The sequence below is a fragment of the Azoarcus sp. KH32C genome (genome assembly GCF_000349945.1).
Lineage (GTDB): Bacteria > Pseudomonadota > Gammaproteobacteria > Burkholderiales > Rhodocyclaceae > Aromatoleum.
Genome location: NC_020516.1, coordinates 88,930 through 100,978 on the forward strand (window position 1 = coordinate 88,930; position 12,049 = coordinate 100,978).

Genomic DNA, 12,049 nt, shown 5'->3' on the forward strand with positions numbered 1-12,049 from the left:
GGATCACGATGCTGACCAGGAAGAATTCCGCCGCGGCCGGTGAAGGCCGCAAGCTGCGCAGTTCCGCGGCGCGCCATCTGGCGCAGACGATGGACCGCCGCACCTTCCTCAAGCGCTCGGGTCTCGGCGTCGGCGCCGGGGCGCTCGTGGCGCAGCTGCCCTACAACCTGATCGGGAGCGCGGACGCGGCGTCCGGTGAGTCGTCGGGTGCCGCGGGCGGCGAGACGACGGTGCGCCGCACGGTATGCAGCCACTGCTCGGTCGGCTGCGCGATCGACGCCGTCGTGCAGAACGGCGTGTGGGTGCGCCAGGAGCCGGTGTTCGATTCTCCGTTGAACCTCGGCGCGCATTGCGCGAAGGGGGCGTCGATCCGCGAGCACGGCCACGGCGAGCATCGGCTGAAGTATCCGATGAAGCTCGTCGACGGCAAGTACCAGAAGATCGGCTGGGACCAGGCGCTCAACGAGGTGTCGCAGCGGCTGCTGAAGATCCGTGAGGAGTCGGGGCCGGATGCCGTGTACTGGATCGGCTCGTCGAAGCACAGCAACGAGCAGTCCTACCTGCTGCGCAAGTTCGTGTCCTTCTGGGGCTCGAACAACATGGACCACCAGGCGCGCATCTGCCATTCGACCACCGTCGCTGGCGTCGCGAACACCTGGGGTTACGGCGCGATGACGAACTCCTACAACGACATGCAGAACACGAAGGCGATGCTGTTCATCGGCTCGAACGCTGCCGAGGCGCATCCGGTGTCCTTGCTGCACGTGCTGCACGCGAAGGAGAACGGCGCGAAGATGATCGTTGTCGACCCGCGCTTCACGCGCACGGCGGCGAAAGCCGACTACTACGTGCGCATCCGCTCGGGCACCGACATTCCCTTCATCTGGGGCATGCTGCACCACATCTTCCAGAATGGCTGGGAGGACAAGGAGTACATCCGCCAGCGCGTCTATGGCCTCGACAAGGTGCGCGAAGAGGTCGCGAAGTGGACGCCGGACAAGGTGCAGGAAGTCACGGGGATCCCCGAGGAGCAGGTGCTGAAGGTCGCCGAGACGCTCGCGAAGAACAAGCCTTCGACGGTCGTATGGTGCATGGGCCAGACGCAGCACACGGTGGGCAACGCCAACGTGCGTGCGATGTGCATCCTGCAGCTCGTGCTCGGCAACGTCGGGGTGTCGGGCGGCGGCACGAACATCTTCCGCGGGCACGACAACGTGCAGGGCGCGACCGACGTCGGCCCGAACCCGGATTCGCTGCCCGGCTACTACGGGCTCGCAGCCGGCGCGTGGAAGCACTGGTGCAAGGTGTGGGGCGTCGACTACGAGTGGGTCAAGGGGCGGTACAAGTCCGAGGACCTGATGACGAAGTCCGGCATCACGGTGTCGCGCTGGATCGACGGCGTGCTCGAGAACCCCGACGCGATCGACCAGCCGGGCAACTTGCGCGCGGTCATCTACTGGGGCCATGCGCCGAACTCGCAGACGCGCGGCGCGGAGATGGTCGAGGCGATGAAGAAGCTCGACACGCTGGTCGTGATCGACCCCTACCCGTCGGCGACCGCGTCGATGGCGGCGATGGTCCGGAAGGACGGCGTGTATCTGCTGCCCGCCTGCACGCAGTTCGAGACTTCGGGCTCGGTGACGGCGTCGAACCGTTCGCTGCAGTGGCGCGAGAAGGTCATCGAGCCGCTCTTCGAGTCGAAGCCCGACCATACGATCATGTATGCCTTCGCCAAGAAATTCGGCTATGCCGACGAGTTGGTGAAGAACATCCCGGTCGTGAAGGACAAGCAGGGCTGGGAAGAGCCGGTCACCGAGGACATCCTGCGCGAGATCAATCGCGGGACTTGGACGATCGGCTACACCGGCCAGTCGCCCGAGCGGCTGAAGCTGCACATGAAGAACATGGCCACCTTCGACGTGAAGACCTTGCGCGCGAATGGCGGCCCCTGTGACGGCGAGTACTTCGGCCTGCCGTGGCCATGTTACGGCACGCCGGAGCTGAAGCACCCGGGCACGCCCAACCTCTATGACACGTCGAAGCACGTGATGGAAGGGGGCGGCAACTTCCGTGCGAACTTCGGCGTCGAGCGCGATGGCGTGTCGCTGCTCGCCGAGGACGGTTCGGCCTCGAAGGGCGCCGAGCTGCAGATGGGCTACCCTGAGTTCGACGACGTGCTCTTGAAGAAGCTCGGCTGGTGGGACGAACTCACCGACGTCGAAAAGGCCGCGGCCGAGGGCAAGAACTGGAAGACCGATCTCTCGGGCGGGATCATCCGCGTCGCAATGAAGAACCACGGCATGCACCCCTTCGGTAACGCCAAGGCGCGCGCGCTGGTGTGGAACTTCCCCGATCCGGTGCCGCTGCACCGCGAGCCGATCTACTCGCCGCGCCCGGATCTGGTCGAGAAGTACCCGACGCACGACGACAAGATGAAGTTCTGGCGCCTGCCGACGCTATACAAGTCGCTGCAGGAGAAGGTCAAGGACATCTCCAAGGAATACCCGCTAATCATGACCTCGGGGCGTCTCGTGGAGTACGAGGGGGGCGGCGAGGAAACGCGCTCGAACCCGTGGCTCGCCGAGCTGCAGCAGGAGATGTTCGCCGAGGTGAACCCGAAGGACGCCAACGACGCCGGCTTCCGCGACGGCGACTACATCTGGGTCGAGTCGCCGACCAAGGCGAAGCTCAAGGTGCGCGCGCAGGTCACGCAGCGCGTCGCCCCCGGCACTGTCTTCCTGCCTTTCCACTTCTCGGGCTGGTGGCAGGGCAAGGACATGCTCGAGTTCTATCCGGAAGGCGCGGCGCCGATCGTGCGCGGCGAAGCGGTCAACACCGCGACGACCTACGGCTATGACTCGGTGACGATGATGCAGGAAACCAAGACTACGCTGTGCCGGGTTTCAAAAGCCTGAGGGGGAGGACAAGAATATGGCACGCATGAAATTCCTGTGTGACGCCGAGCGCTGCATCGAGTGCAACAGCTGCGTCACCGCCTGCAAGAACGAGCACGAGGTGCCGTGGGGCGTGAATCGCCGGCGCGTCGTCACGATCAACGACGGGGTGCCGGGCGAGCGTTCGATCTCGGTCGCCTGCATGCACTGCTCGGATGCGCCATGCATCGCGGTGTGCCCGACCAACGTGATCTACCAGACCGAGGAAGGCGTCGTCCTGCACGACAAGGACGGCTGCATCGGCTGCGGTTACTGCTTCTACGCCTGTCCCTTCGGCGCGCCACAGTTCCCGAACGGCCCGGCGGCCTTTGGTGCGCGTGGCAAGATGGATAAATGCACCTTCTGCGCCGGCGGTCCGGAGGAGAACGGTTCGCAGGCCGAGTTCGAGAAGTACGGCCGCAACCGCATCGCCGAAGGCAAGCTGCCGCTGTGTGCCGAGATGTGCTCGACGAAGGCGCTGCTTGCCGGCGACGCGACCGAGATCTCCGACATCTACCGCGAACGCGTGCTGCGCCGCGGCAAGGGCGTCGAGGCCTGGGGCTGGATGACGGCCTACGGCAAGGAAAAGGAGGGCGCGAAATGAAACCGCACATCCCCTGCATGGCGCTTGCGGTGTCGCTCGTCGCCGCATTGCTGGCCGGCTGCGGCGAGCGGTCGCAGGTCGTGAAATACGAACAGGGCAAGTATGCCGGCAAGGCCGACGCGCGGCCGTGGGAAGGCGGCGTCTTCAAGGGCGACAAGGGCGCGTGGGAGCAGGCTGAGCGGAACCGCGTCCGCAGCCAGAACGAATACAAGCGGACCGAGTGAGGAGCACGCCATGAGCACATTCCTCAGGCAGCGCAGCGGCGTCGGCCTGCTGCTGGCGCTGTGGCTGCTTGCGCTGGGTAGCACACCGGTGCAGGCCGAGGGTGCGGCCACACCGGCCGCCGACCCCGCCGCCGTCCAGGTCGAACGCCAGAAGGTGCAGCCGCTCAACAACGCCCCGGTGTGGCGCGAAGTGCGCTCCGGCGAGGTCCATTTCACCACCGTGCGCGGACCCGAGACCGGCGTGCTGATCCAGAGCGAAGGCCAAGTGTGGCGCCAGTGGCGCAACGGCCCGGTGACCCTTTATGGCGGCCTGCTGCTGCTGGTCGTGCCGGCCGCGATCGGGCTGTTCTACCTCGTGAAGGGGGGGCTCAAGCTGCATGCCGCGCCGACCGGGCGCAAGATACAGCGCTTCAGCACCGTCGAGCGCATCGTGCACTGGGGCACTGCGGGCTGCTTCGTCGTGCTCGCGCTTACCGGCGTGTGCATCCTGTTCGGCAAGCACTTCATCGAACCGGTGTTCGGCCAGGCCGTGCTCGGCGGGCTGCTGCGGGTCGGCAAGACCGTGCACAACTACCTCGGACCGGTGTTCCTGGTGTTCACGGTGCTGATGATCGTGATGTTCGCGCGCGACAATGTGTGGCAGGCGATCGACAGCATGTGGATCCGAAAGGCCGGGGGGCTTGCGAGCGGCGAGCATGTGCCGTCGGGGCGTTTCAACTTCGGCGAGAAGACCTGGTTCTGGATCGGCGTGACCTTCCTCGGCCTGATCGTCGCCGGCTCCGGGCTGGTGATGGACTTCCCCAACTTCGGGCAGATCCGCGCGACGATGCAGCTCGCGAACCTCATCCACGGCGTGTGCGCGATGCTGCTGATCGCTCTGTCGCTGGGTCACATCTACATGGGCACGATCGGCGTCCAAGGGGCCTACCAGTCGATGCGGACCGGCTATGTCGACGAGACCTGGGCGAAGGAACACCACGAGAGCTGGTACGACGAGGTCAAGGCCGGGCGCTCCAGTCATCCCTGACCGGCGCGTCGCGGGGAGGCCTGTCGCCCGTCTCCCCGCTGATTTCCCCTTACAGCGGCGCGGTTCCCCTGTGTGACATTCCCGACTAGACTAATCGGGTAAGAACAAAGCCGCCGCCGGTTCTCGGCGTCGGATGACCCACAGAGGAGATTTGCAACATGAGTACTGTGACCCTGGGCGGCAACCCGATCGAAGTGGCCGGCAAGTTCCCGCAAAAGGGCGATACCGCCCCGCCGCTGTCGCTGGTCGCGGGTGACCTGAAGGACGTGACGCTCGCCGACTACGCCGGCAAGCGCAAGGTCCTGAACATCGTCCCGAGCCTCGACACTCCGACCTGCGCGACCTCGACGCGCAAATTCAACGCCGAGGCAAGCAAGCTCGACGATACCGTCGTGCTAGTGATCTCGGCCGACCTGCCCTTCGCGGCGAAGCGCTTCTGCGTGGCCGAGGGGCTCGAGAACGTCGTGCCGCTGTCGACGATGCGTGGCCGCAATTTCATGCGCGACTATGGCGTTGAGATCGCTTCCGGACCGCTTGCGGGCGTGACCGCGCGCGCGGTCGTCGTGCTCGACGCGGACAACCGTGTGATCCACTCCCAGCTCGTCGGCGAGATCAAGGAAGAGCCGGATTACGGCGCCGCGCTGGCCGCGCTGAAGTAAGTCCGCGGACGCTGTCGCCGGCCGGCGGCACGGACGCGCCCGTTCGCGAGCGGGTTTCCGTTATGATACGCACGTAGACTTGGATGTCTCTCCGGGTCTGCGTGCGCTGCCCGTGGACATGCCGCGGGCCTTTCCAACGTCCATCGTCTGTCGCGGCCCGATGTCGGATTCCCTACCTGTCGTCAATGTCGATCAGTTGCAGGTGGGAATGTTCGTGTCGTTGGACATGCCGTGGATGGACCATCCCTTCCTGGTCAATTCCTTCCGCATCACGAGCGAGAAGCAGCTGCGGACCCTGCGCGAGCTCGGGCTGGGCCAGATCGCCTATGATCCGGCGCGCTCGGACGCCGAGCCGCTGCCGGCGGACCCGGAACACCCTGCGCCGCCCCCGCCACCGCTCGAACCGGAAGATCGTGAGCAGATCGAGGCCAAGCGGCAGCGTGCCGAGCGCATGCGCATGCATCGCGAAACCATCGATAGCTGCGAGAAGGCTTACGGAGAGTGCGTCGGCTCGACGAAGAATCTGATCGGCGACATTCTGCGCGATCCGGGAGGTGCGACGGCGCAGGCCGGCGCGATGGTCGCGACGCTGGCATCAACCTTCCTCTGCGACGAGGGGGCGACGGTGATGCTGGTGGCGTCGAGGAAGCGCGACGACGCGAACCACCAGCACATGCTCAACGTCATGATCCTGACGATGATTCTGGCGAAGGGCATGGGGCTGAATCGCGAGGTGTTCGAGGCGGCCGGCATGGGGGCGCTGCTGCACGACATCGGCACGACCCGGATCAGCCCCGTCGTGTTGCGGAGCAAGCGGCGCAACAAGCCCGAGGAGACGCTGTACCGGCTGCACGGCGAGTATGGGCTGCAGCTCGTCGGCGAGCATGTCACGCCACCGGTGCGTGCGATCATCCGCGAGCATCACGAATGCATCGACGGCAGCGGTTTTCCGGCCGGGCGCCAGGGCAAGCAGATCAATCCGCTGGCACGCATGGTCGCGATCGCCAACCGCTACGACAACCTGTGCAATCCGCACCACCTGCACGACGCGCTGACGCCCGCCGAGGCGCTGTCGCAGATGTATGCGCGGGAGTCGGCGCGTTTCGACGGTTACATGCTGGCGGCGTTCATCAAGGAGTTGGGCGTTTATCCGCCGGGGTCCTTCGTGCGCCTGTCGACGGGCTCGCTTGCGATCGTGATCGCGGTGACGCCGGGTAATACGCTGAAGCCCACGGTGCTGGTCTACGAGCCGGGTGTGCCGCGCCGCGATGCGCTGGTGCTGAGCCTGGCGGAGGCCGAGGGGGTCACGATCGACGAGGTGCTGAAGCCTTCCGCGCTGCCGCGGCCGGTCGTCGAGTATCTCAATCCGCGTATGAATCTCGCGTATTTCGCGCGTCAGGCGGCCGGCTAGGCGCCGTGCCGTTCGCGGCTTCGTCCGGGACGTCGGCGTCCGACCACGCGACCAGCATTTCGGTCTCGACCTCATCGCCGCGGTCCGTGTAGCGCGGCGAGAAGTGGAAGGGGACGACCGAGCCGGCGCCGACGCGGCGCGCGATGAGACCGGCCTGACGGGCGGTCAGGTGGTTCTTCTTCAGGCCGTGTTCCCGATCTTCGTCGAGGAAGACGCTTTCGATGAAGAGCCGATCGACTCCGGCGAGTAATTGTTCGAGCGTCGCGACGTTGGCTTCGGTGTAGCGCAGGTCGGTGACGTAGCCGACGCGCTGGCCGGGCGTGACGTCGAGGATGAGGTCGCGCAGTTCGCCGATCGTTCGCGTGATCGTGTGTTCGCCGTGGCGGTCGCGCCATTCGACGGCGAGCGGGGTCTCGTCGTCGGCGCCGGTGAGCACCGCATGCTTGAGCGTGCGTAGCCACTGACCGGTGCCGAGGCCTTCGGCGACGAGCCGATCCTTGTCGATATTGACCCGCGCCTTTTCCTCGATCGCGTAGGCGAGGCAGGGAATGCCGTGGTCGACGAGGCGTGCGCGGACGCGGAAGGTCGCTTCCTCGTGGATCACGTCGCCGCTGTGCGGCAGCACCGCGCAGGGTTCGCGTTCGAAGCCGTGGCGGCTGGAGAAACGCGCGCAGGGGATGTCGGCGTCGGCGGCGAATTCGCGTGCCTCGATGATGAGTTCGTCGTAGCGGTGGGCGACGTTCCAGGTGTAGGCGCGCAGCTTGTGTTCGACCTGGTCGAGGAAGCCGGGGCCGCCGAAGACGACGATGTTCGCCTTTCTTCCGAGGATGATGCGCAGCAGCTGGTCGAAGCCGCCGAAGTGGTCCATGTGCGCGTGCGTGACGAAAACGTGCGACAGGCGCAGCAGCTCGCGCGGCATCAGGCGGCCGAGGTCGCCGAGATCGAAGAGCAGCGCGCGGCGCTCGTCGCAGAAGTCGACGAAGAGCCCGGGGTCGCCGAAGGCGTCGTTGACGAGCCGGGGGATGAAAAGGCTGGGCATGGCCGTAAATCGAGAGGGAAACGGGGAAACGACCTTCGGTTGGACCGGTCGGCGCCGGGGGTGTTCAGCCGGCGGCGGACAGCGTGGCGCGTCAGCGCTGGCCCGGGAGTGCGACGCGGCGCGAGACCGAGCTCAAATCGCCTTCGCGCGAGGGGGTGCCGGTCGCGCCCCGCGCCTCCTGCAGGAAGCGGCCTTCGGCCGGGAAGTCGTAGCTGCGGTCGATGACGTCCAGGGTGAGCGGGGCCGTGCCGCTGATGAGGTCGAGCGCGATGCCCGCGGGGGGAAGGCCCTTGAACGTGACGCTGTGCGTGCCGTCGGGCTCGCGGTGCAGGGGAAGGGGTTGAACGCCGTCTTCGGCCTGCAGCGAGCGGATCGTCGCGTCGGCCGGAAAGCGTAGCTGGATTTCCGCCGCGCCCCGGACGGAGCGGAGGTGGAGACGGTAGCGGATGCCTTCCGGTGTCGGGTCGGTGGCGAGGATCTGGAGTTCCGGGCCGGCGAGTGCCGAGTAAGGGGCTACTGCGGCGTAGACCTGTCGCCTGCTTCCCGCGGCTTCTTCGCGCGCAGCGAGTGGTGCCGCCATCGCGAGTGCCGGAGGCAGACGTCCGCTGTCCGGCTTGGCGATCCACTCGGCCTGCGCCGCATCGCCGTCGCGGTGGTATTCGAGGTTGATCCGCTGCGGCAGCTCCGCGGAGTACGGGAGCAGCAGCGCCGTTGCGGCGAGGCCGCCGAGGACGATGCACAGGCCGGCGACGAACAGCTTTCGGCGGACCGCGCGATTGGTGGTGACGAGCAGCGGGGCGAGGGCCTGGGTCGCGAGCAGCAGCGCCGCGGTCGTGATCGGCCAGGCGGGGGCACCGAGTGCGTCGTACAGGACATACACGAGCGGCAGGACGACCGCGCAGGCTGCGATCGCCGGGAGCGCGACGGCGGCGCTCCATATGATTCCGGGCCCGACTGCCGACATGGCGACGATGGCGAGCACCGCGGCGACGCCTGGAACGAGGAAGAGAAAGCTCGCGCCCGGCAGGACGATCGCGACGGCCACGCCGAGTGCGGCGACGACGAGCGCGTGACCGAGCATCGCGCCGCGGATGCCGGGGCGTTCGCCGAGAAGGGCTGCGATGCCGGCCGCGGCGGTGAAGGCGAGAGCGGCGAAGGCGGCGGTCGCGGGCTTCGGGTGCGCGATCCACGGCGCGCCGGGCGGGGCGGGCACGATGCCGGCGGCACGCAGCGCGAGGAAGAGGCCTGCGGCCGCGAGCGTGCCGCCGACGAGCGCGGCAGCCGATCCCGCGATGCCCCACGCGAGTTCGCGCCCTCCGGTGCGCCGGGTGCGCAGCAGGGCGACGCCGGCCGCGGCCAGCGACGCGAGCGGCAGGGCCGCGCTCGCGGGCCACTGCGCGAGGCCGAAGCGGAAGACGTCGAAATACACGGCATCTTCCGCTGCGGCTTCGGCAAAGGGCGCGTCGGCGAGCGAACGCAGCGTGCGCAGCGCGTTGTCGCCCTGGTGCTGCAGGCTGCGCGGATCGAGGTGCGCGAGGCCGTCGCCGGGCGTGTGGTAACGGCCGACGTCGCCGAGGAAGGCGAAGTTGTAGCCCTGATAGCCCGCCGCCTTGAACACGGTGAAGTCGGTGTCGTTCGGGAGCTGTTTGTAGACCGCGTAGTAGAGCGAGTTCGTCAGTGGGGCGGGGATCGCGTCGCCGTAGCGCTGCATCAGCCAGCGGTTGGCGGCTCCGGTCTCGAACATGAAGCTCGGGCCGGACGTGCCGCGCGCCTCCAGGTTCACCGCGGCCTTCACCTGGGCGGCCCAGGGGTGGCGGTCGACGAAGAGGCGCGCGCCGAGCAGTCCCGCCTCTTCGCCGTCGTCGATGAGCAGGATCACGTCATGGTGTGGTGGCGGCCCGTGTTTGAGCGCGCGGGCGATTTCGAGGATGGCCGCGACCCCGGCTGCGTCATCGGAGGCCCCGGGGCCGGCGGGCACGGAGTCATAGTGGGCGGCGATCAGGACGGCGCCGTCGCGCCCGCCGTTGCTGCCTGGCAGGCGGGCGAGGAGGTTGACGGGCATCCCGCACCAGGCGGTCGGGGCGTAGCAGGTGAGCCCGGCGTGGGTGCGGACTTCGTAGCCGAGCGCCGACAGCCGCTCGATGATGCGGGCGCGCATCGCGCCGTTGGCGGGACTGCCCAGGGGGTGAGGTGGGGGATGCGGGACGCCGTCGCCGAGGATCGCGGCCAGTTCGGCCTGCGCGCGTGTCGCCGAGAAGACCTCGGGCGGGGCGTCGGCGGCAAGTGGGGTCGGCGGCGTGTAGCGCAGCGCGGTGAGTGCGAGAAGCGCCGCGAGGAAGGTGAGGGTCGCGATCAGGGCGCGGGTGCCGGGCGTCGCCGTGCCGGCGCTCCGTTCAGGCATGGATGAAGGTCGCAAGGTAGTCGAAGAACACGCAATAGGCGGCGATCGGCAGCGGCAGGCCGAGCAGCGTGCCCGCCATGTAGGTGCCGAAGCCGACGCCGGACAGCGCGAGCGCGTAGTTCAGCGCCGGCAGGGTCTGGAACAGCGTGCGCAGCAGCACGATGCTGCGGATCGGGTGGGCGTGCAGTTCGCCAAGCAGGCGGGTCGCGATGCGGCCTTTCAGCCGGCGCAGCGCATCGCCACCCATCCAGCGGATCGTGAAGAAGGTGAAGGCGCAGGAGACGTTCGCGGCGAGGTAGGTCGCGATGCCGCCCCAGCCGCGGCCGAGGGCGAGCACGGCCGCGGCGAGGAAGATCCAGCCGGGGATCTGGATCAGGTTGCCGAGGACGAAGAGCAGCGTGAAGATCGCGAGGCCCCCGGCGAGGTGCTCGTCGAGGCGTTGCCGCAGGAAGGCGAGGCTGAAGTGGCTGCGCAGGCCGGAGAGTTCGGCCGCGGCGAAGAGTGCGACGAGGAAGAGGATGACTGCGATCAGGCGGCCGTGGCGCCCGATCCTTGCCGTCTCCCTCGTCTCCCTCGTCTGCCCGTCCATGACGGCGCGCCTGCGCTATCCGATTGCCTCGAGCGCCTTTTCGAGCGAGGCGACGCTGCGCGCGACCTCGTGCAGCTTGTCGAGGCCGAAGAGGCCGATGCGGAAGCTGCGGAAGTCCGGCCCTTCGTCGCACTGCAGCGGCACGCCGGCGGCGGTCTGCAGGCCCTGGGCGATGAACTTCTTCGCGGACTGGATCTCGGGGTCGTCGGTGTAGCAGACGACGACGCCCGGCGCCTCGAAACCGGGTGCCGCGACGCTGCGAAAGCCCCGTGCGGCGAGCAGGGCGCGGACGCGGGCGCCGAGCTCCTGCTGTTCGGCGCGGACTTTCTCGAAGCCGTAGGCCTCGGTCTCGAGCATCACGTCGCGCGTGTGCGCGAGCGCATCGGTGGGCATCGTGGCGTGGTAGGCGTGGCCGCCCTTCTCGTAGGCTTCCATGATCTGCAGCCACTTCTTCAGATCGCAGGCGAAGCTCGTGCTGGTCGTCGCGTCGATGCGGGCACGGGCGCGTTCGCCGAGCATCACCATCGCGCAGCAGGGCGAGCCGCTCCAGCCTTTTTGCGGGGCGCTGATCAGGATGTCGACGTTGTTCGCGCGCATGTCGACCCAGATCGTGCCGGAGGCGATGCAGTCGAGCACGAAGAGGCCGCCGGCTTCGCGCACGGCCTCGCCGACGGCGCACAAGTAGCCGTCGGGCAGGATCATGCCGGAGGCGGTCTCGACGTGCGGCGCGAAGACGAGGTCGGGCTTCTGTTCGCGGATCGTTGCAACGACCTCTTCGATCGGTGCCGGTGCGAAAGGCTGCTGCGGGCCGGGGGCGACCGGGCGGGCCTTGAGCACGCTCGCTTCGGACGGGATGTTCCCCATCTCGAAGATCTGCGTCCAGCGGTAGCTGAACCAGCCGTTGCGGATCACGAGGCATTTGCGGCCGGTCGCGAACTGGCGCGCGACGGCTTCCATGCCGAAGGTGCCGCTGCCGGGCACGATCGCGACGGCATCGGCGTGGTAGACCTTGCGCAGGATTCGGGAGATGTCGCGCATCACGCCCTGGAAGCGCTGCGACATGTGGTTGAGGGCGCGGTCGGTGTAGACGACGGAATATTCGAGCAGGCCGTCGGGATCGGGTGTCGGCAACAGACTAGGCACGGTGGGGGCTCCGGCAAAA

General features: G+C 67.7%; 10 protein-coding genes. 6 read left to right on the plus strand and 4 right to left on the minus strand.

Annotated elements, in window-relative coordinates:
- The first annotated feature begins 8 nt into the window (after window positions 1-8).
- From AZKH_RS00365 to AZKH_RS00390, 6 genes are all read left to right on the plus strand, one after another.
- Window positions 9-2,915, plus strand: a complete 2,907-nt coding sequence (locus AZKH_RS00365) for a molybdopterin-dependent oxidoreductase (RefSeq protein WP_015433730.1) — start codon at window positions 9-11, stop codon at window positions 2,913-2,915.
- A gap of 16 nt (window positions 2,916-2,931) precedes the next feature.
- Window positions 2,932-3,537: a formate dehydrogenase FDH3 subunit beta gene (gene fdh3B, locus AZKH_RS00370; RefSeq protein WP_015433731.1), complete on the plus strand. Its 606-nt coding sequence runs from the start codon at window positions 2,932-2,934 to the stop codon at window positions 3,535-3,537.
- Window positions 3,534-3,761, plus strand: coding sequence for a hypothetical protein (locus AZKH_RS00375; RefSeq protein WP_015433732.1), 228 nt, complete (start codon window positions 3,534-3,536; stop codon window positions 3,759-3,761). Before fdh3B ends, AZKH_RS00375 begins: the two co-directional genes overlap by 4 nt.
- Window positions 3,762-3,771: 10 nt before the next feature.
- Window positions 3,772-4,788: a formate dehydrogenase subunit gamma gene (locus tag AZKH_RS00380; protein WP_015433733.1), complete on the plus strand. Its 1,017-nt coding sequence runs from the start codon at window positions 3,772-3,774 to the stop codon at window positions 4,786-4,788.
- 158 nt (window positions 4,789-4,946) lie between these two features.
- A complete protein-coding gene (tpx, locus tag AZKH_RS00385; RefSeq protein WP_015433734.1) occupies window positions 4,947-5,447 on the plus strand; it encodes a thiol peroxidase in 501 nt (166 codons plus the stop codon).
- 160 nt (window positions 5,448-5,607) lie between these two features.
- Complete coding sequence (locus AZKH_RS00390) at window positions 5,608-6,858, plus strand: HD-GYP domain-containing protein (protein WP_015433735.1); 1,251 nt, start codon at window positions 5,608-5,610, stop codon at window positions 6,856-6,858.
- Here the strand turns inward: AZKH_RS00390 and AZKH_RS00395 are convergent.
- From AZKH_RS00395 to AZKH_RS00410, 4 genes are all read right to left on the minus strand, one after another.
- A complete protein-coding gene (locus AZKH_RS00395; RefSeq protein WP_015433736.1) occupies window positions 6,809-7,897 on the minus strand; it encodes an MBL fold metallo-hydrolase in 1,089 nt (362 codons plus the stop codon). The two genes, AZKH_RS00390 and AZKH_RS00395, sit on opposite strands and share 50 nt — an antisense overlap.
- 91 nt (window positions 7,898-7,988) lie before the next feature.
- Window positions 7,989-10,298 (minus strand): M20/M25/M40 family metallo-hydrolase, encoded by a 2,310-nt coding sequence (locus tag AZKH_RS00400; protein WP_015433737.1) that lies wholly within the window; start codon window positions 10,296-10,298, stop codon window positions 7,989-7,991.
- Window positions 10,291-10,887: a TVP38/TMEM64 family protein gene (locus tag AZKH_RS00405; protein ID WP_015433738.1), complete on the minus strand. Its 597-nt coding sequence runs from the start codon at window positions 10,885-10,887 to the stop codon at window positions 10,291-10,293. Before AZKH_RS00405 ends, AZKH_RS00400 begins: the two co-directional genes overlap by 8 nt.
- 15 nt (window positions 10,888-10,902) lie before the next feature.
- Window positions 10,903-12,030, minus strand: coding sequence for an alanine--glyoxylate aminotransferase family protein (locus AZKH_RS00410; RefSeq protein ID WP_041655764.1), 1,128 nt, complete (start codon window positions 12,028-12,030; stop codon window positions 10,903-10,905).
- Window positions 12,031-12,049 lie beyond the last annotated feature (19 nt).

Bases quoted from the DNA above. Each gene is read 5' to 3' on its own strand.
- AZKH_RS00365 (WP_015433730.1), top strand. From the start codon at position 9: ATGCTGACCAGGAAGAATTCCGCCGCGGCCGGTGAAGGCCGCAAGCTG.
- fdh3B (WP_015433731.1), top strand. From the start codon at position 2,932: ATGGCACGCATGAAATTCCTGTGTGACGCCGAGCGCTGCATCGAGTGC.
- AZKH_RS00375 (WP_015433732.1), top strand. From the start codon at position 3,534: ATGAAACCGCACATCCCCTGCATGGCGCTTGCGGTGTCGCTCGTCGCC.
- AZKH_RS00380 (WP_015433733.1), top strand. From the start codon at position 3,772: ATGAGCACATTCCTCAGGCAGCGCAGCGGCGTCGGCCTGCTGCTGGCG.
- tpx (WP_015433734.1), top strand. From the start codon at position 4,947: ATGAGTACTGTGACCCTGGGCGGCAACCCGATCGAAGTGGCCGGCAAG.
- AZKH_RS00390 (WP_015433735.1), top strand. From the start codon at position 5,608: ATGTCGGATTCCCTACCTGTCGTCAATGTCGATCAGTTGCAGGTGGGA.
- AZKH_RS00395 (WP_015433736.1), bottom strand. From the start codon at position 7,897: ATGCCCAGCCTTTTCATCCCCCGGCTCGTCAACGACGCCTTCGGCGAC.
- AZKH_RS00400 (WP_015433737.1), bottom strand. From the start codon at position 10,298: ATGCCTGAACGGAGCGCCGGCACGGCGACGCCCGGCACCCGCGCCCTG.
- AZKH_RS00405 (WP_015433738.1), bottom strand. From the start codon at position 10,887: ATGGACGGGCAGACGAGGGAGACGAGGGAGACGGCAAGGATCGGGCGC.